The organism is Streptomyces sp. NPDC006435 (assembly GCF_040612315.1).
GTDB lineage: Bacteria > Actinomycetota > Actinomycetes > Streptomycetales > Streptomycetaceae > Streptomyces.
Genome location: NZ_JBEXPY010000040.1, coordinates 1 through 18,523, shown reverse-complemented (window position 1 = coordinate 18,523; position 18,523 = coordinate 1). Strand labels below are relative to the sequence as shown.

Genomic DNA, 18,523 nt, shown 5'->3' with positions numbered 1-18,523 from the left:
CGCGCCCCGTCCGCCCGTACAGCAGCAAGGAACACCGTCATGAACGACATACCCCTGCCCGGCGCCCCGGTGGGCGACGCCCCCGCGCCCGGCCCGCGCCCGCCCGGTATCCACCGCCGGGGCCTCCTCTCCGTCGCCACGGGCGCCGTCGGCCTCGGCGCCCTCGGCCTCACCGGCTGTGCCGGTCCCGGACCGGCCGCCGGTACCGCGAAGGCCGGTGGAAGGCCCCGGCGCGGCGGGCGCCTGCGCGCCGCGTTCGCCGGCGGCGGGGCGAGCGAGACGCTCGACCCGCACCTCGCCAACCTCTTCGCGGACGTGGCCCGCGCCAAGGCCCTCTTCGACAAGCTCGCCGACCACGGCCCCGATCTGTCCGCCCGGCCGCGCCTCGCCGCACGGTGGGAGTCCGCCGCCGGACTGGACCGCTGGCGGGTCACCCTGCGCGAGGCCGTCTTCCACGACGGCAGACCGGTGACCGCCGACGACGTCCTGTACAGCTACCGGCGCATCGCCGATCCGAAGCGGGCGTTCCGCGCCGGGGCGTCCCTGGAACCCATCGACCTCGGGGCCAGCCGCGCACTGGACGCAAGGACCGTCGAGTTCGTCCTCAAGCGCCCCACCGCCGAGTTCCCCAACGTGCTCGCCTCCTTCGGCGCGTACGTCGTGCCCGAGGGCGAGCAGGACTTCGACCACGGGCCGGTCGGCAGCGGCCCGTTCCGCTTCGTCTCCTTCGCCCCCGGGAAGTCCGCCGTCCTCCGGCGCAACGAGGACTACTGGGACGGCGCCCCGTACCTGGACGAACTGGAGTTCATCGTCGCCAACGAGGAGTCCGCCCGCGTCAACGCCCTGCTCGGCGGCCAGATCGAGTACGCCCACGAGCTCGACCCCACCACCGCCCGCGCCCACGAGGGCGGGGACCGGATCGAGATCGTCCGGCTCCGCAACAGCGCCATGCAGTCCTTCGCGATGAAGACCGACCGGCCGCCCTTCGACGACAGGCGCGTACGGGAGGCGTTCTTCCTGATCGCCGACCGCGAGGAACTGGTGGACGGCGCCCTGTCCGGTGCCGGCGAGGTGGGCAACGACCTGTTCGGCCGGGGCTACGAGTACTACGCCGCGGGCCTGCCCCAGCGGGAACAGGACCTCGACCGGGCCGGGGCGCTCCTCCGGCGGGCGGGCGCCGAGGGGCTGGAGGTCACCCTCGACACCTCGCCCGTGGCCGCCGGATTCACCGAGGCCGCCATCATCTTCCGGGACCAGGCCGCGAGGGCGGGCGTCACCGTCACCGTCAGGACCGGCAGCAAGGACAGCTACTGGAAGGACATCCTCGACTCCGGCACCCTCTGCTCCTACCGCTCCGGCGCCATGCCCATCGAAACCCACATCTCCCAGCGCCTGCTCACCGCTTCCACCACCAACGCCACCAAGTGGCACCACAAGGACTTCGACGCCCTCTACCGGCAGGCGCAGTCCACCGAGGACAGGGCCGCCCGGACCGCCGTCTACCACCGGATGCAGCGGCGTCTGCACGCCGAGGGCGGTTTCCTGGTCTGGGGCTTCGCCGACTGGATCATCGGCACCGCCCGCAACGTCCGCGGCGTGGCGGCGGAGGCACCGGCCAACTCCCTCGACTGGGCGCGCTTCGACAAGGTGTGGTTCGCGTGAGCGGATCGGGATCGCGTCCCTGGATCGCCCGGCGGCTGCTGCTCGGTGCGGTGCAGACGGCGGCCGTCGTGCTGCTCGTCTTCGCCCTCACCGAGGCGCTGCCGGGCGACGCCGCCGTCGCGCTCGCCGGCGACCGGCCCGACCCGGAGCGCATCGCCGCCATCCGCGAGGCGACGGGCCTGGACCGGCCCGCGCACGAACGCCTGGCGGACTGGGTGTCCGGGCTGGCGCACGGGGACCTCGGCACGTCCCTGGTCTCCGGCCGGCCCGTCGGCACGTATCTCGCCGACGGCTACGGACCGACGCTGCTGCTCGCCGCCCTGACGGTCGTTCTCCTCGTCCCGTTCGGTGTCGGCCTCGGTGTCCTCGCCGCCCGCCACGAGGGCCGGTTCGTGGACCGGCTGGTCAGCTCGGTGACGCTCGGCGCGTACGCCGTGCCCGAGTTCGCCCTCGGCGTGCTGCTGGTCACCGTCTTCGCACTGCGTCTGGGCTGGTTCCCGCCGACCGCCGTCGGCCACGGCACCGACCTCCTGGCCCATCCCGCCGCCCTGGTGCTCCCCGTCCTCGTCCTGCTCTCCCGCCCGGTGTGTTCCCTCGCCCGGCTGGTGCGCGCCGGCATGATCGACGCGCTGGCCGCCCCGTACGCGGCGCACGCCCGCCGTTGCGGCGTCCCGGGCGTCCGCGTCCGGTACGGGCACGCCCTCCCCAACGCCGTGGCGCCGGCCGCCCAGCAGCTGGCCCGCACCGTCGACTGGCTGCTGTGCGGCGTCATCGTCGTGGAAGCGCTGTACGTGATCCCGGGCCTCGGCACCGTCCTGATGAACGCCGTCGCCGAACGGGACGTGCCCGTGGTCCAGGGCCTCGCCGTCGTCTTCGGCGTCACCGCCGTCGTGCTCAACCTCGGCGCCGACCTGGTCGCGCGCCGTTTCGCACCGCGGTCGGAGGTGGCGGCGTGAGGTCCCGTTCCGTGCTCGGCGCCGTCGTCGTGGGCGTCCCCCTCGCCCTGGCCCTCGCGGGACCGCTGTTCGTCGGCGAACCCGGGCCCCGCGCCGCCTCGTTCGCGCTCGGCGGCGGGCACTGGCTCGGCACCGACTTCGTCGGCCGGGACGTCTGGCACCAGGTCCTGCTGGGCGGCCGCTCGGTGGTGCTGGTGGCACTGGCCGCGACCGCCGTGACCTGTCTGGTCGCGTTCCCCGTCGGGGTCGCCTGCGCCCTCACCCACCGTGCCTGGCTCGAAGAGCTGTTGATGCGGCCGTTGGACGTGCTGCTCGCCGTGCCGTCGCTGCTGATGGTCCTGCTCGTCGCCGCCGTCCTCGCCCCGGGCCCTGTCGGCCTCGCCCTGCTGGTGGCCCTCGTCAACATCCCGGACGCCGCCCGCATCGTCCGGGCCGCGGCGGCCGGGGCCGCGGCGCGCCCGGCGGTCGAGGCGCTGCGGATGCAGGGCGAGACCTGGTGGCGCACGGCCGTCGGCCACGTCGGCCGGTCCGTGGCGCGCACGCTCGCCGCCGACGCGGGCGTGCGGCTGACCGGGGTGCTGTACCTCGTCGCCACCGCGGCGTTCCTCGGCGTGGGTGTCGAGCCGGACGCCGCCGACTGGGCGGTGATGGTGGACCGCAACCGCACCGGACTGTTCGTGCAGCCCTGGGCCGTGGTCGTGCCCGCCCTGCTCGTCGTCGCCCTGACCATGGGCACCAATCTGCTCGTGGACGCCGGACTGGAGAAGAGGAAACGGACGTGAACGCCGTGGACGCCGTGAGCCCGGTCGCGGAGATCAGGAACCTGCGCGTGGAGGTCGGCGGCCGGGTGATCGTCGACGGGGTCGCGCTCCGGGTGCTCCCCGGCAGGATCACGGCCGTCGTGGGCGCGTCCGGCAGCGGCAAGACGACCACGGGCCGCGCGCTGCTCGGCGAGTACCCGGCCGGTGCCCGCGTGTCCGGCGACGTCCGCGTGCCCGACGGGCCGATCGGGTACGTCCCCCAGCACCCGGGGGCCGTGCTCAATCCCGCGCGCCGCGTCGGGGCCCTGCTGCGGGACATCGCCCGTGCCCGGGTGCGGCACCTGCCGTACCGGGCCCGCCGGGCCGCCGTCCACGAGCGTGTGCTGCGGGCCCTGTCGTCGGTCCGGCTTCCCGAACCCGGGGCGCTGCTGCGGCGCCACCCCCATCAGCTGTCGGGCGGGCAGCAGCAACGCGTCGTCCTCGCACAGGCGTTGCTGCTCGGGGCCGAGGTGGTGGTGGCCGACGAGCCGACCACGGGCCAGGACCCGCTGACGAAGCGGGGCGTCGTCGACCGGCTCGCCGCCGTGGCCCGGGAGGGGATCGGCGTCGTCCTGCTCAGCCACGACCTGGACGTCGTGCGCGCGCTCGCCGACGAGGTCGTGGTCATGCGTGACGGGCGCGTGGTGGAGTCCGCACCGGCCGAGCGCCTGTGGCGCGCGCCGCGACACCCCTGGACGGCCGAACTCCTGTCGTCCGGAGCCGGCACCGTCCGCGTCGGGCCGGCGTCCGGGGGCGAGGTGGTCCTCCGGACGGGGCCCCTCACCGCCCGGCACGGCCGGACGGCGGTGCTCCGCGTGCCCGGACTCGCCCTCCGCGCCGGCGAATGCCTGGCCGTCGTCGGCCGCTCGGGCAGCGGGAAGACCACCCTGGCCCGCTGCCTGGCCGGACTGCACCGGAACCACGACGCCGACATCCTCCTCGACGGCGTCCCTCTCCCGCGCAGCCTGCGGGACCGCACGCGTCGGCAACTCGCCGCCGTCCAGTACGTCTTCCAGGACGCCGGGGCCGCGTTCGACGAATACCGCCCGGTCCTCCAGCAGGTCGCCCGGACGGCGGTACGGCTGCGCGGGGCGGCCGGGCCGGACGCCCTGGCCGAAGCGCTCACCGCCCTCAGCGGCCTCGGCCTGGACGAGGACCTCGTGCGCCGCCGCCCCGGCGGGCTCTCCGGCGGCGAACTCCAGCGCGCCGCGCTGGCCCGTGCCCTGCTGGCCCGGCCCCGGGTGCTGATCTGCGACGAGATCACCTCCGGCCTCGACACGGTCACCCGGCGGGACATCCTCGACACGCTCACCGGGCTGGTGCGCGACCGGGGGGATCTGTCCCTGGTCCTGATCACCCACGACCCGGCCGTGGCGGCGTCCGCCACCCGCGTCGCCGTGCTGGAGGCGGGCGCCCTCGTCGAGGAGGGACCCGCGCACCAGATCTCCACGGCTCCGCGGCACCCGTTCACCGGCCGGCCGGCGGAAGACGCCGATCGGCCGGCGGAAGGCGCCACGGGATCGGGCTCCCACCTCGGCGATCACGCTCGTGGGCGGTCGGGCATGATGCCCGGATGAGCATCCTCGTCGAGTTCTTCGCGGCCCCGGACGACGCGTCGGCGGCCCTGGTCCTCCCGACCGGGCCGCGACGCGCGTTCGAGTCGCTCTCCTTCGGCAACTTCGATCCCGAGGAGGCCGTGATCGAGTGGGAGTGCCTGCTCGCCGGTGGGAGCTTCGAGGAGCTCGTCGAGGCCGGCGAGCCCCGTCTCGTCGCCGGCCGGGACGACGACGGGTGCGTCGTCCTCGCGCTCTCGCCCCGGCTGTCCGCCGCGCTCGCCGGGGCCGGACCGTCCGGGCTGCGGGCCGTCGCCGCCGCGTGGGTCGCGCGGCGCGCGGAGGACGGCGAGGCCGTCGACGTGGAGGTCGCCGAGGCGATCCTGGGCGACCTGGCCGCCCTCGTCGGCGACGCCCGGAGCCGGGGCCGGGGCGTCTACTGCTGGGTCGCGTAGGGGACCGCATTCGGGTTCCCGGGTCGGCAGCGGGGCGGAATCGAGGGGCCCGCCGCAGGAACGGCCGGGACATGAACGTGCGGCTCGCCGCCGGGGCCCTTTCCGCGGGTCCCGGCGGCGAGCCGGTACGTGTACGTGTGCCCGGCCGGGGGACGACGGCCGGGCACACGCCCATCGGTGCCGGTCACCGGCACCTTCCGCCCGGACCGGCCCGGTCCGGGCGGAGGCCCTACACCTGTGCTCCGTTGTCCAGCGGGTCCCGGCGGGCCCGGCCCGTGCCGGACTTGCGGCCGGGCGACCGCTTCCGGGCGGGCGGCGGGGCCTTGCTGCTCCGCTCCAGGACGAGCGCGGCCGGTACGGCGGTCAGCACCGAGGAGTACGTACCGACGCAGATGCCGATCAGCAGGGCGAGCGCGAAGTCCGCGAGGGAGTCGCCGCCGAGGACGGCGAGCGCGGCGAGGATGAAGAGCGCGCCCATTCCGGTGTTGACCGTTCTGGGGACGGTCTGGAGGACGGCCCGGTCGGCGATCGTGGCGATGGGCACCCGCCGGGCCTTCGCCCACAGTTCCCGGACCCGGTCGAAGACCACCACCGAGTCGTTGACGGAGTACCCGATGACGGTGAGGAGCGCGGCCAGGAAGATGCCGTCGACGGTGCGGCCGAGCCAGGCGAAGGCGCCGACCAGGATGATGACGTCGTGGACGAGCGCCACCACCGAGCCCACCGCGAACGTCCAGCGGAACCGGACCGCCAGGTACGCCAGTTGCACCAGGACGGCGATGCCGAGCGCGATCAGGGCGTTGCGCCGCAGTTCGTCGCCGAGGCTGGGTCCGATGAGTTCGTCGCGGACCTTGGTGGTCTCGCCGCCCTCCGCCGCGAGCGCGGAACGCAGTGCGTGTTCCTGGTCGTTGTCGATCTTTCCGGTCCGTACGGAGAGGTCGCCCGCGCCCGCCGTGGTGACCTCGGCGTCGCCGAAGCCCGCGTCGGCCAGGACGGTACGGGCCCGCTCCACGTCGACGGGTTGGCTGGTCGAGTACTCGACGAGCCGGCCACCGGTGAACTCGACGCCCAGGTTGACGCCGCGCACGACGATGCCGAGGACGGCGACGACGACCAGTGCGGTGGAGATCAGGAGCCAGCGGCGCGGGTGCCGCATCGGCCGGGGGTCGCGACGGCTCAGCCAGGTGCGCACCCGGCCGGGGGTGGCGATGCCGTTGACGCCCCGATAGTTGCTGACGAAGCGGGAGCGCGCGGCGATCTCGGTGAGCGCGCGGGCGATGACGAGCGCGGAGAACATCGAGGCGATCACCCCGATGGCGAGCGTGACCCCGAAGCCCTTCACCGGTCCCGAACCGAGGAAGAACAGCAGTCCGGCCGCGATCAGCGTCGTCACGTTGGAGTCCGCGACGGCGCTCCAGGCGTTGCGGAATCCGGCGGTCAGCGAGGAACGCAGGGACCGGCCGGGATGTTGTGCGTGTTCCTCCCTGGCCCGTTCGAAGACCAGCACGTTGGCGTCGACCGCCATCCCGATGGCCAGGACGAATCCGGCGAGGCCGGGCAGGGTGAGGGTGACTCCGAGGCCGACCAGGGCCGCGTAGGAGATCAGCCCGTAGGCGGCGAGCGCGGCGGCCGCGAGCGCGCCGAAGAGCCGGTAGACGATGGTGATGAAGAGCGCGGTGGCCGCGGCTCCGATGAGGGCGGCGCGGGCGCTGGCGTCGATGGCGGCGGCGCCGAGCGTCGGTCCCACGGTCCGCTGCTCGACGATCTCGACGGGCAGCGGCAGGGCCCCGCCCTTGATGAGCAGGGCCAGTTCCCTGGCCTCGTCCGCGCTGAAGGAGCCGGTGATCTGGGTGGATCCGGACGGCAGGCCGACGCCGCAGCCGACCGACGGGGAGACCTGCGGGGAGGAGATGATCCGGTCGTCGAGGACGATGGCGACCCGGCGGCGGTCGTCCTGGGCCGGGTTGCAGGCTGCTTCGCCCGTCAGCTCGGTCCAGTCCCTGCCCGCCTTCTTGTGGAAGTCGAGGGACACGGTCCACCCGGCGCCCTGCTGGCCGTCGAACGCGGCGGTGGCGTCCTTGACGCCCGCGCCGGAGAGCCTGGACGGGCCGAGGGCGAGGGGGCGGCCCTGCTCGTCGGGAAGCGTCAGCCCGCCGTCGGACTTCTTCCCGTCCTGCGTGCTCTTGTCGCCGGGCTTCTTCTCTCCCTGCGTGCCCTTGTCGCCGGGCTTCTTCCCGTCCTGCGCGTCCTTGTCGCCGGGCTTCGGTTCGTCCGGGGTGCCCGGTCCCTGGACGGCGTGGAAGCTGAGCTGTGCGGTCTTCCCGATGACCTCGGCGGCCTTGCGCGGGTCCTGGACGTCGGGGAGTTCGACGATGATCCGGTCCTCGCCGGAACGGGTCAGGGTGGGTTCGGTGACGCCGAGCGAGTCGATGCGCCGGCGCAGTACTTCGAGGGTGTGCTCGGTGCTCTCCCGGTCCGCCTTCGCGGTGTCCGAGTCCTTGGCCTGGAGCACCATTCTGGTGCCGCCCTGAAGGTCGAGGCCGAGTCTGGGTGACATGGTCAGCGTGATGAACACGGAGACGAGCAGCACGGCCGCAGCCAGAACCGCTCGCACCGTGGTGGCGCGAGTCATGGGTTTCCTCCGAGGGGACGCCGGGCGTCCTCACCTCGGCGAGGACGGTACGGCGGTTGCGTGGAACGGGACCGGTGGCAGGACCGGTGGCCGGTGCACGGCCGTCCTCGGAGGTCCGCGCACGCCCGGAAGCGCGGCGCGGAAGCGGTCGACGGTGGGGGAAGCGGTTTCGGGGGCCCGCGGGCCGGCCCGGTCGGGCGCGCGGACGCCGAAGGTGCCGGGCAGCGTGAAGTGGGAGCCCGGCGGCGGGAGATGGTGCGGGAGGCGGGCCTGGTCGGCGCCTGCCCGGGGCCGGGGCTCCGGCCCGGTCACCGGTGCGGGCCGGTGGTGGTCGGTCGCCGTGGCGGTACGGCCCCGGCGGGTTTCGGGGGCGGTGCCCGCGCGGGTGCGGCGGGTGTCGCCGACGATGCCCGTGCGGGTGGTCCGGTCGGTGTGCGGGGTGGGGCGGTGGCCGCCCGGCGAGTGCGCCTCGGAGGGCGGCACCCCGGCGGACGGCCGGGCGGGGAACGCGGACGCGGGGGCGCCGCCGACCACCGCGAGGACGGCGAGGAGCAGGGCGACCAGCGTCTGCCGGGCGGCCCGTGCGGCGCCTCCGGCCGGGGCGCCCGGCCGGGTCCGGCGCGTGTCGTCCGGTGCGCGGCGCGTGCTGTCCGGGGTGCGGCGCCCGGCACGCGAACCGGCGGTGCCGTCCCGGTGCGCCGGGTACGGGGACGGCGCACCGTCGTGCGGCCGTGCGCGCCGTGCGTCGCGCGTGTCGTCCTGCGGATGGGCTGCGGCGTGCGCCGGACGCGGCCCCGGGTGCGCGTTTCCCGGGGGCGGCCCCGGGAGGGGGGTCACCTCGGTCGGCCGGGCAGGGCGGGTACCGCGCCCGCGTGGCGGAGCACGGAGCTGAGGACCATTCCCGCGCCCCGTACGACCGTGGTCGCCGGGTCGTCGGCGGGGCGCACCGGTACCCCGAGGCGGGCCGCTATCGCGTCGGTGACGTCGTGTCGGGCCGCGCCGCCGCCGGTGAGCAACGGGCCCCTGCGCAGGGCGCCCAGGACGGCGCCGTGCCGGTCCTGCTTCCACATCTCCGTGACCATGTCCAGGACGGTGCGGACGACGGGGGCCGCGGGCTGGGACGGGGCGAGGTCGCTCAGCCCCGATTCGGCCTGGCGGGCGTCGCGGACCCGGCCGTCGACGAGCAGGGTCGCCTCGGTGAGTTCGGCGCCGATGTCGACGACGAGCAGCGGGCCGCCGTCCCCCGGTCCGGCGTACGCGGCGGCGGCCCGCGCGCTGTCCAGCGCGATGACGTCCACCGGCCCGAGCGCCGCGACCAGTTCCTTCGCCGCGGCGCGGTGCCCGGCCCCGGCGAGGACGGGATGGCTGAGGACGATCACGGTGCCCGTGCGGTCCTCGCCCAGGGCCATGTCGGCGATGCGGCCGAGCATCCGGCCGCAGGACTCGAAGTCGACGATGCGTCCGCGCCGGACCGGGTGGCCGTGCCCGGCGCCGGTGCCGAAGTCGCTGCGGGCGTCGGTGATGACGCCGTGTCCGGGCATCCAGGCCCGGGTGCGGGAACTGCCGAGATCGATGGCGAGGCCGCGGGTGATGCCCCGGTACCCGGGGCCGGCCGGCCGGTCGGGCCGGCGTCCGTAGTGCAGAGAACGCATCGTCCCTCCTCCGGCCCGTCACCACAGCCGTTCACCCACCCATGGACCCGCTGATAGCGAGGCATGGCCGAGCCCTCACTATGCAATAGGGAGGCAAAGAAAGCCACTCCCGGGCAAAATCAAAGGGCTCGGGCAGCACGGCTCCGGGGCGCCGCACCACACCCCCGCCGTGCGGCACACCACGCCCCCGCCGTGCGCCGCACCGCGGCTCCCCGTGCGGCACACCGGGTCCGGGCCGTGTGTCACACCGGGTCCGGGCCGTGCGTCACACCTCCGACGGCAGGAATCCGGCGAGCAGTTCGGCGAACTCGTCCGGTGCGGCGATCCGGATGCCGAGGTCCTCGGCCTTGGTGCGCTTGGACCCGGCCTTCTCCCCGGCGACCAGGAGCGTGGTGCGCTTGGAGACGCTGGAGGAGGACTTGCCGCCCGCCCGCTCGATCAGCTCGTTCATCTCGTTGCGGGAGAGCTTCTCCAGCGCGCCGGTCATGGCCCCGGTGACCACCACGGTCATCCCGTCCAGCGGCAGGCCGCCCGCCCCGTCCGCGGCGGCGTCCGCCGTCTGCTCGCCCTCCTCGCCCGGCGCGGGCGGGGGCGTCGCACCGGGTTCCGTCATGTTGACCCCGGCGGCCACCAGCTTCTCGATCAGCGGGGCCAGCTCCACCAGCTCGGCGACGACGCCGGCGGCCTTCTCCTTGCCGATCCCGTCGACCCGCTGGAGCTCCTCCTCGTCCGCGGCCCTGATCCGGTCCATGTCCGCGAAGTACCGGGCGATCCGCCGGGACATGGAGCGGCCGGTGCCGCGTACGCCCAGCGCGCAGAAGACCCGGGAGAGCGGCTGGGTCCGGGCCGTCTCGATGGCGGCCAGGAGGTTGTCGGTGCTGGTCTCGCCCATCCGCTCCAGACCGAGCAGCTGTTCGCGGTCGAGGGTGAAGAGGTCGGCGAAGTCGGCCACCAGACCGGCGTCGACGAGCTGGACGACCCGGGTCGCGCCGAGGCCCTCGATGTCGAGCTGGTCGCGGCCCGCCGCATACGAGACGGAGGCGACCAGGCGGCAGCTGCGGCCCCGCACACAGCGCCAGCGCTGCTCGCTGGTGTCGATCTCGGAGCCGCACTGCGGGCAGGCCTCGGGGAACTCGATGGGCTTCTCGTCGCCGGTCCGCAGATGGGCGACCGGCGCCTCGATCCGGGGGATGATGTCGCCCGCCTTGTAGACCATCACCCGGTCGCCCAGGCGCAGGTCGCGGCGGGTGATGTCGGCGGGGTTGTGCAGCGTGGCGTAGCTGACGGTCGAGCCGTCGATCTCGACCGGCTCCAGCACGGCGCGCGGGGCGATGATGCCGGTCCGGCCCACGTTCCACTCGACGCCGAGCAGCCGGGTGACCTTCTCGACGGCGGGCAGCTTGTAGGCGATGGCCCAGCGCGGCGCCCTGGTCCCGGAACCGGCCTCGCGCTGGTCGGCGGCGAGGTCGGCCTTGATCACGATGCCGTCGATGCCGAACGGCAACGAGGCGCGCAGGGCGGCGACTTCCTCGACCCGGCTCTGCACCTCCTCGACGGTGGTCACCGTGCGCGGCGCCACGTCCGTGTCCGCGGCGGTGTGCACGCCGAGCCCGGCGACGTACGCCAGGACCTCGCTGTGCGGGAGTTCGGCGAGGGTGTCGGTCAGCTCGCCGGAGTCGGGCAGCGGCAGGGCCCCGTAGGCGAAGAACGTCATCTCCACCGTGTACGCGCGGTCCTTGGCCCGCAGGGTGCCCGCCGCGCCGTTCCTGGGGTTGGCGAAGGGGGCGCCGCCGTGCTCGGTGCGCACGGCGTTGGCCTGCTCGAACTGCTCGTTCGTCATGAGGATCTCGCCGCGCATCTCGATCGTCACCGGCTCGGCGAGCTCCCCGGGGAGACCGACCACGGTGCCGATCGCGTGCGAGACGTCCTCGCCCGCGGTGCCGTCGCCCCGGGTGATCAGCTGCTCCAGGCGGCCCGCCCGGTAGCGCGCCGCGACGGCCAGTCCGTCGAGCTTCGGCTCCACGCTCCAGGCGGCGACGGGGCGGCCTATCCGGCGCTCCAGCGACGCCGTCCATGTGACGAACTGTTCGGCGGAGAAGACGTTGTCCAGGGACAGCATCGGCACCGTGTGCGGCACGTCCCCGGTCGCCGCGCCGCCCGCCACCTTGCCGGTCGGCGAGTCCGCCAGCACCTCCTGCGGGTGCTCCTGCTCGTACGCGTCGATCCCCCGCACCAGCCGGTCGTAGGCGTCGTCGTCGAGCGTGCTCTCGCCCGTGGCGTAGTACGCGGCGGCGGCCTGCGAGGCCTCTTCGACCGCGGCGGCATAGGCGGCGGCATCGGCGAGCACAACAGCTGAGTTCGTCATGGCCCCCATCCTGCCGTCCACCACTGACAACGCCGTCCCGCGGCCCGGGGGCCGGGGCGGTGGGCGGCCTGCGCGGGCGTCAGCCGGCCGCCTCGACCGTGCCGTCGGCCCCGTCCGTCCCGTCCTCCGTGCCCGGTCGCCCGATCGGGACCTGTGGCCCGGAGCACTCCCGCAGCCAGCGCCGCAGCACCTCGTGCACCTGCTCGGCCCCCACCAGTTCCGAGCCCGTCGCGACCGGGGCGGACAGGTCCGCGGGCCACAGCAGGAAGGGCCGGGACTGCCGGCCGCCCAGTCCGCCGTGCGAGCCGATCTGTTCCTCGAAGGCGTGCACCCGCCCCGTGGCGTCGTCGTACATCGAGTTGACCATGATGTCGGCGACGTGCGGGAAGGTGTCGGTGCGGCGCACCGCGTCCGCCGCGCCGGGGCCGAACGGCGCCAGCGGCCCCTTCCCGTCCTCCAGTTCCGCCACCGGGACCTCCTCCCCGCCCCGGCCCAGCACCACCGATCCGTGGCGCTCGCTGCGCACCAGCAGGAAACCGATGCCCGGGTGGTTGGCGAGGGTGCCCAGCAGGGCGGGCCGTTCCCGGTCGAGCCGCTCGCGCGAGGCCCGCCCCTCGATGTCGGGGAAGGAGACGAGCCCGAGGTTGCCGGAGGCGAGGACGACCGGGTCGGACGGTTTCGTGAGGTGCTCGGCCTCGCTCTCCTCGGCGGGCCGCCGGTGCAGGGCGATCCGTACCGCGTCGCGGGCCTCCGAGCCGCTGCGGGTGCGCTGCGCCCGGCGGGAGACGGGCAGTCCGCAGCCCGCCCGCACCAGGTCCTTGAGCGTCAGCCCGTACGCCCCGGCGAAGGTCTCCCCGGGGCTCTGTCCGTGGTCGGAGAGGAGCACGATCCGGTAGGTGCGCGGGGTGTGCTCGGCGACCTTGGCGATCAGGGCGAGCGAGCGGTCCAGGCGGGCGAGGACCTTGTCCGCGTCACGGCTGTCGGGTCCGGAGTGGTGCGCCACCTCGTCGTAGGCGACCAGGTCGGCGTAGACGGCGGTGCGTCCGGCGAACATGTCGCCGATGACGGCGGAGACCACCACGTCGCGTTCGACGACGGTCGCGAAGGCCCGGATGAAGGGGTAGAGCCCGCCGCGCTTGATCCGGGGGGCGTCCTTCCGGATCCGGGCCGCGATCGACTGCCCGATCTCGCGGCAGACCTCGGCGACGAAGGACAGCGCGGTGCGCACGGCGTTGGCCGGATCGGAGAAGTAGGCGAAGTACCCGGCCCTGGAGCGGCGGCCCTTGCCGAGCCGGGCCGCCATGGACAGGACCAGGGCCAGTTGTTCCGCGCCTCCGCTGAAGAGGTTGCCGCGGCTGGCCCCGTCCACCGTGAGCAGTCCGCCGTCGCGGGTGCGTGCGATGGCCCTGCGCTGGAGTTCGAGGGCGCTCGCGGGTCTGCTGGAGACCATGACGTCGCCGGTCTCCTTCTCGTACCAGCGGAAGGCGGGGACGTCGTGGTTGCTGCCGTGCAGGATGCCGAGCTGGCTGGCCCCGGTCTGGCTGGACCAGTCGGTGCGCCACGGGGTGAGCCGGTGCCCCTCCTCGTCCGCCAGCCAGCCCGCGACGGTCGGCATCAGGCCCTGGTCGGCGGCGCGGGCGAGCACGTCGTGGCCGACGCCGTCGAGCTGGATGAAGACGGTGCCCGGGGGGCCGCTGCGCCCGGCGTCCGCGCCGCTGCGCCGTCGGCGGCGGTCGGCGAGCCGGGAGAGCCGGCGCCGGTAGGCGTTGTCGTCGCGGACGGCGAGCGCGGTGGAGGTCGCCGAGGCGACGGCGGACATCACGGCCGCGACGACGACCGCCGTCTGAGGTGCCACCGCTCCGCGCCCGTCCGGGATGAGCCGCAGGGCGAGCAGCAGCAGCGAACCGTTCAGGAAGAAGACGAGCAGTCCGAGGACGAGCGCGGGCACGATGAGCAGCGCCCGGACCAGGACCGGCCAGACCAGGGCGGAGAGCAGACCGAACGCGCCGGCGCCCCAGGCCGCGGTGAACGCGATCTTGGTGATGCTGTCGCCGTCGTCCGACTGGAGCTGGAAGTCCGGCAGGATCCCGGCGAGCACCAGCATCGTGAACGTCGACACCGCCCACACCAGCACCACTCGCAACAGGGCGCTGCCGACCGTTCGCCATCGCCCGTCGCCCACGCCGTTCCACCTCACGTCCGGCCCCCGCCGTTCCGGGCCTCGGTCCCCCAGCCTTTCACAGCGGGACCGCGGGCGGCCGGTCAGCAGCCGTCGTAGCCGGCGGTCGGCATGGAGAGTCTTCGGTGCACGCCCGCCTTCGTGCGGGGGGTGTACAGCGGCTCGGCGAGGTCCGCGACCTCCAGGCGCACGCCGCGCCGCTCGCACTCGGCGGCGAACTCGGGCACGGAGGTGAGGGCACGGGCCAGCACCCGGTCGTTGGCGGCGACGAACACCTCGACGTCGCCGTTGTCGACGTCGGTCCACAGGGCGTGGTGGTCGGGGCGCAGCCCGTAGAGGCGCAGCTGCCGGGTGACGACGTATCCCTTGTCCGCGGCCCAGCGGGCGCACATGTCCTGCTGGCTGCGGGTGTCCACGAGGAACGGGTCCTCGTCGAGCTCCTCGAGCGGTGTGAGACTGGCGATGGCCGCCACCCGTACGTCCTTCACGTCCCCCATGACCGATCCCCCGTAGGCCGTGTCCGGCACCTGCCGCCGACCGCCCGCGCACCGGGCTCGTTGACCGGGCGCTGCCTGGGCGTACCGGCGACCTTACCCTCCGTGCCCGCGTACAAGAAGGCGCACACCGCGCACGGGGGAGTGAGCGGGGCGGAATCCCGGAACACATGTGCGCCCCTCCCCGCTGGACCGTCCCGGTGGGGGCGGGGAGCCCTTAGGCTCGACGCGGGGCCGGAACGAGAAGCCCGGGAACGAGGAGGCGGCGCGTGCCGGTGGAAGTCACCTGGTGGGGTCATGCCACCTGCACGATCGAGGACTCCGGGGTCCGGGTGCTGACCGATCCCCTCTTCGTACGGCGCTTCGCGCATCTGCGCCGTCGGCGCGGCGAGCTGCCCGGCCCCGAGGCCGCGGTCGCCGATGTCGTGCTCGTCTCGCACCTGCACTCCGACCACCTGCACCTGCCGTCCCTGTCCCGGCTCGCCCCCGGCACCCGGCTGGTGGTGCCGGTGGGCGCGGCGCGTTCCGTGCCGGGGCTGCGGGGGCTGCGCTCGGAGCGCGGGCTGCTGATCACCGAGGTGGCGGCGGGCGACGAGGTCCGTGTCGGCGCGGTGCGGGTGCGGGCTGTCCCGGCCCTGCACGACGGCAGGCGACTGCCCATGGGGCCGCACCGCTCCCCCGCGCTGGGCTATGTGGTCGAGGGCGTGGCCCGTACGTACTTCGCGGGTGACACGGGGCTCTTCGAGGACATGGCGGAGGCGGTCGGTCCGGTGGACGTCGCGCTGCTGCCGGTGGGCGGCTGGGGCCCGTACCTGGGCCACGGCCATCTGGACGCGGGCCGGGCCGCACAGGCGCTGACCCGGCTGGCGCCGCGCTCGGCCGTGCCGGTGCACTACGGCACGTACTGGCCGATCGGCATGGACGGGGTCCGGCCGCACGAGTTCCACGCACCGGGCGACGAGTTCGTCCGCAAGGCGGCGCTGCTGGCGCCGGAGGTGGCGGTGCACCGGCTGTCCCACGGCGAGCGGGTGCGGCCGGAGGCCGCCGGGTGATCCACGAGGTGGTGGGGCAGCTGCCCCCGGAGTCGACGCAGCAGGCGGTCGGCTATCCGTCCCTGTTCCTGCTGGTGGCGGTGGGTTCGCTGGTGCCGGTGGTGCCGACGGGCGCGCTGGTGAGTTCGGCCGCGGTGGTGGCGCTGCACCATTCGTCGCCGTTCTCGTTGCTGATCGTCTTCGCGGTGGCGTCGGCCGCGGCGTTCCTCGGCGACATCTGCCTGTACTGGCTCGGGCAGCGCGGGGTGCGGTCGCGGAACGGTTCGAAGTGGCTCCGGACGCTCAGCGACCGGGCCGCCCCGGAGCGGCTGGCACAGGCGCGGCAGAAGCTGGACGAGCACGGCGGGGTGGTGCTGGTGCTGTCCCGACTGGTGCCGGCGGGGCGGATTCCGGTGATGCTGGCCTGTCTGCTGGGGCGGATGCCGCTGCGCCGGTTCGCGCGCGGCGACGTGCCGGCGTGCCTGGCGTGGGCGGCGACGTACCAGCTGATCGGGGTCCTGGGCGGTTGGATCTTCCCCGAGCCGTGGCAGGGGGTGGCCGCGGCGGTGGGGCTGACGCTGCTGGTCAGCGGGGTGCCCGTGGTGTGGCGCAGGACGCGGGCCCGGTTCAGCCACTGACGGTGCGGGGCACCGGTTCCAGCAGCCGGGAGCCGCCGACCGGCAGGTCCCAGAGCCGGTCCCGGGGGTGTCCGGCCCGTTGCCAGGCGGTGCGCAGCCGGGTCAGCGGTTCGAGCACGGGTTCCGCGGAGAGCAGGAAGGTGGCCCAGTGCATCGGCGCCATCGCGCGGGCACCGAGGTCCTCGTACGCCTGGACGGCCTCCTCCGGGTCGGTGTGCACGTCGCCGAGCCACCAGCGCGGTTCGTACGCCCCGATCGGCAGCAGGGTCAGGTCGATGCCGGGGTAACGGCTGCCGATCTCGCCGAACCAGTGCCCGTAACCGGTGTCCCCGGCGAAGTGGATCCGTCGCCCGTCGGGCCCGGGGGCGTCGATGATCCAGCCGCCCCACAGGGAGCGGCAGGTGTCGGTGAGGGTGCGCTTGGACCAGTGGTGGGCGGGGACGAAGGAGAGGCGGACGCCGTCCAGCTCGGCCGATTCCCACCAGTCGAGTTCGGTGACGCAGGTGAAGTGGCGACGGCGGCACCAGCGGCCGAGCCCGGCGGGGACGAACAGCGGGGTGTCCCTGGGAAGCCTGCGCAGGGTGGGGGCGTCGAGGTGGTCGTAGTGGTTGTGGCTGATGACGACGGCGTCCACGGGCGGCAGGTCGTCCCAGCGGATGCCGACCGGGGTGATCCTGGCCGGGGTGCCGAGGATGCGCCGGGACCAGACGGGGTCGGTGAGCACGGTGAGGCCGCCGGTGCGGACGACCCAGCTGGCGTGCCCGGCCCAGGTGACGGACGTGGTCCCCGGCGGGACGGGTGGCAGGGGCTCGGGGGCGTACGGGAGCCGCTGGACGCCGCGCAGTCCCTCCGCGTTGGGCCGCAGGGCCCGTTCGCGTGCCAGTCGGGACACGCCCACGACACCGGGGAGGGGTGCGGTGAGCCGGTCGGCGAAGCTTCTGGGCCAGTCCCGTATCTCACCGAGCGGGCGCGGTCCGACGATCTCGCCGCGCACCGGCTGCGGGCGTCCGGTTCCGGGGCGGGGGTGCCCGGTCTGTTCCGCCATCGAGGGACTCCCGTCTTCGCAGTGCGTTCATCGCAGTTCGTCGAGGGCCGCTGCGAAAATGCTCAGGGCTCGGGCCACGTGCGGCAATTCCAGGGGCGCCACAGCGGTGAGGGACTCCGTCTGCTGTTCCGGCGTCGCGCCCAGCAGCGTCCCGGTCCCCAGCCGCACGCGCAGCGCCCCCAGCTCGTCGCCGAACCGGTGCCCGCCCGGCGTCGGCGTGCCGAGGCGTTCCGTCAGGTACTCCTCCAGCTCCAGCGAGTCGGTGACGCCGCGGTCGGCCAGCCGGGACCTGAGCGGCCCGAGGTCCGCGTAGAGGTGGCGGCCCGCCTGCGGGGGCCTGGCCAGCGCGCCCGACGAGAGGACCGCCCGGTGGGCCGCCGCGGCGATCCGCGCCTGGAGGGCGGCGGCCCGGCGGATCCGGTCCGTGACGGCCTCCGGTTCGCGCAGCGCGTGGGCGGCGGCCTCGGCGACCGGCCCCGCGACGAGCGCGCCGAGCGCGGTGAGGACGTCGAGCGTACGGGCATGGCGCACCGCGGCCCGTCCGGTGTCCGGGAACCGCGCGACCGCGACCGGCCAGCCGGACGGGGTCAGCGCACCGGCCAGGTCGCAGACGACCGTGACGTCGTCGGGGCACATCTCGGCCGGGCTGAGCAGGACCGTCTCGCGCGGCCGGTGCAGGGTGTCGCGCCAGGTCTCGTCGCTGACGACGTGCAGGCCCTCGGCGACCGCCGCCTCGCACGCCTCGCGGACCAGCTCCGGCGGGGCGACGGTGGCGGTCGGGTCGTCGACGACGGAGATCAGCAGCAGCCGGGGCCTGCCGCCCTCGGCGCGCACCCTGCGCACGGTCTCCAGCAGTGCGTACGGGTCGGGCACGCCGCCGCACTCCGCCGGGGTCGGCACGTGGTAGGCGGGCCTGCCCAGCAGCCGGGCCTGCGGGATCCAGGCGGCCGGGCAGGGGCGCGGCATGAGCACGTCGCCGCCGTGCGCCGCGAGCAGGGCGAGCAGCAGCGCCGGGGCGCCCGGGGCCGCGGCGACGCGTTCCGGGCCGCCGCGCAGTCCGC

General features: G+C 74.8%; 15 protein-coding genes. 7 read left to right on the top strand and 8 right to left on the bottom strand.

The window, feature by feature from the left end; translation table 11 throughout:
* Window positions 1-39: 39 nt before the first annotated feature.
* The 5 genes from ABZZ04_RS30340 to ABZZ04_RS30320 are packed head-to-tail and all read left to right on the top strand — an operon-like array spanning window position 40 to window position 5,426.
* Window positions 40-1,662: an ABC transporter substrate-binding protein gene (locus tag ABZZ04_RS30340; protein ID WP_356935422.1), complete on the top strand. Its 1,623-nt coding sequence runs from the start codon at window positions 40-42 to the stop codon at window positions 1,660-1,662.
* Window positions 1,659-2,618, top strand: a complete 960-nt coding sequence (locus ABZZ04_RS30335) for an ABC transporter permease (RefSeq protein WP_356935421.1) — start codon at window positions 1,659-1,661, stop codon at window positions 2,616-2,618. Before ABZZ04_RS30340 ends, ABZZ04_RS30335 begins: the two co-directional genes overlap by 4 nt.
* Window positions 2,615-3,400 carry an ABC transporter permease subunit gene (locus tag ABZZ04_RS30330; RefSeq protein ID WP_356935420.1) on the top strand — a complete coding sequence of 262 codons (786 nt, stop codon included), beginning with the start codon at window positions 2,615-2,617 and terminating at the stop codon, window positions 3,398-3,400. Before ABZZ04_RS30335 ends, ABZZ04_RS30330 begins: the two co-directional genes overlap by 4 nt.
* The gene (locus ABZZ04_RS30325; protein ID WP_356935419.1) at window positions 3,397-4,995 is read left to right on the top strand and encodes an ATP-binding cassette domain-containing protein; all 1,599 of its coding nucleotides are present in this window, start codon (window positions 3,397-3,399) and stop codon (window positions 4,993-4,995) included. Before ABZZ04_RS30330 ends, ABZZ04_RS30325 begins: the two co-directional genes overlap by 4 nt.
* Window positions 4,992-5,426, top strand: coding sequence for a hypothetical protein (locus ABZZ04_RS30320; RefSeq protein WP_356935418.1), 435 nt, complete (start codon window positions 4,992-4,994; stop codon window positions 5,424-5,426). The genes ABZZ04_RS30325 and ABZZ04_RS30320 overlap by 4 nt, the downstream gene beginning before the upstream one ends.
* Before the next feature lie 229 nt (window positions 5,427-5,655).
* Here the strand turns inward: ABZZ04_RS30320 and secD are convergent, their stop codons facing one another.
* The 6 genes from secD to ABZZ04_RS30290 form a co-directional block, all read right to left on the bottom strand.
* A complete protein-coding gene (secD, locus tag ABZZ04_RS30315; RefSeq protein ID WP_356935417.1) occupies window positions 5,656-8,058 on the bottom strand; it encodes a protein translocase subunit SecD in 2,403 nt (800 codons plus the stop codon).
* 30 nt (window positions 8,059-8,088) lie between these two features.
* A complete protein-coding gene (locus tag ABZZ04_RS30310) occupies window positions 8,089-8,895 on the bottom strand; it encodes a hypothetical protein (protein ID WP_356935416.1) in 807 nt (268 codons plus the stop codon).
* On the bottom strand, window positions 8,892-9,710 hold the full coding sequence (locus tag ABZZ04_RS30305; protein WP_356935415.1) for a rod shape-determining protein: 819 nt from the start codon (window positions 9,708-9,710) through the stop codon (window positions 8,892-8,894). The genes ABZZ04_RS30310 and ABZZ04_RS30305 overlap by 4 nt, the downstream gene beginning before the upstream one ends.
* A gap of 265 nt (window positions 9,711-9,975) precedes the next feature.
* Window positions 9,976-12,084, bottom strand: coding sequence for an NAD-dependent DNA ligase LigA (gene ligA / locus ABZZ04_RS30300; RefSeq protein ID WP_356935414.1), 2,109 nt, complete (start codon window positions 12,082-12,084; stop codon window positions 9,976-9,978).
* 70 nt (window positions 12,085-12,154) lie between these two features.
* Window positions 12,155-14,257 carry an alkaline phosphatase family protein gene (locus ABZZ04_RS30295; RefSeq protein WP_356935413.1) on the bottom strand — a complete coding sequence of 701 codons (2,103 nt, stop codon included), beginning with the start codon at window positions 14,255-14,257 and terminating at the stop codon, window positions 12,155-12,157.
* 80 nt (window positions 14,258-14,337) lie between these two features.
* A complete protein-coding gene (locus ABZZ04_RS30290; RefSeq protein WP_356935412.1) occupies window positions 14,338-14,751 on the bottom strand; it encodes a hypothetical protein in 414 nt (137 codons plus the stop codon).
* A 266-nt stretch (window positions 14,752-15,017) separates the two neighbouring features.
* Between ABZZ04_RS30290 and ABZZ04_RS30285 the strand changes: the two genes are divergently transcribed.
* Complete coding sequence (locus ABZZ04_RS30285; RefSeq protein ID WP_356935411.1) at window positions 15,018-15,800, top strand: MBL fold metallo-hydrolase; 783 nt, start codon at window positions 15,018-15,020, stop codon at window positions 15,798-15,800.
* Complete coding sequence (locus ABZZ04_RS30280; RefSeq protein WP_356935410.1) at window positions 15,797-16,417, top strand: VTT domain-containing protein; 621 nt, start codon at window positions 15,797-15,799, stop codon at window positions 16,415-16,417. Before ABZZ04_RS30285 ends, ABZZ04_RS30280 begins: the two co-directional genes overlap by 4 nt.
* Here ABZZ04_RS30280 and ABZZ04_RS30275 read toward each other — a convergent pair.
* Both ABZZ04_RS30275 and ABZZ04_RS30270 read right to left on the bottom strand, forming a co-directional pair.
* Window positions 16,407-17,462, bottom strand: a complete 1,056-nt coding sequence (locus ABZZ04_RS30275) for an MBL fold metallo-hydrolase (protein ID WP_356935409.1) — start codon at window positions 17,460-17,462, stop codon at window positions 16,407-16,409. The genes ABZZ04_RS30280 and ABZZ04_RS30275 overlap by 11 nt on opposite strands.
* Window positions 17,463-17,489: 27 nt before the next feature.
* The coding region (locus tag ABZZ04_RS30270) for an aminotransferase class I/II-fold pyridoxal phosphate-dependent enzyme (protein ID WP_356935408.1) at window positions 17,490-18,523 on the bottom strand (1,034 nt) is incomplete at its 5' end.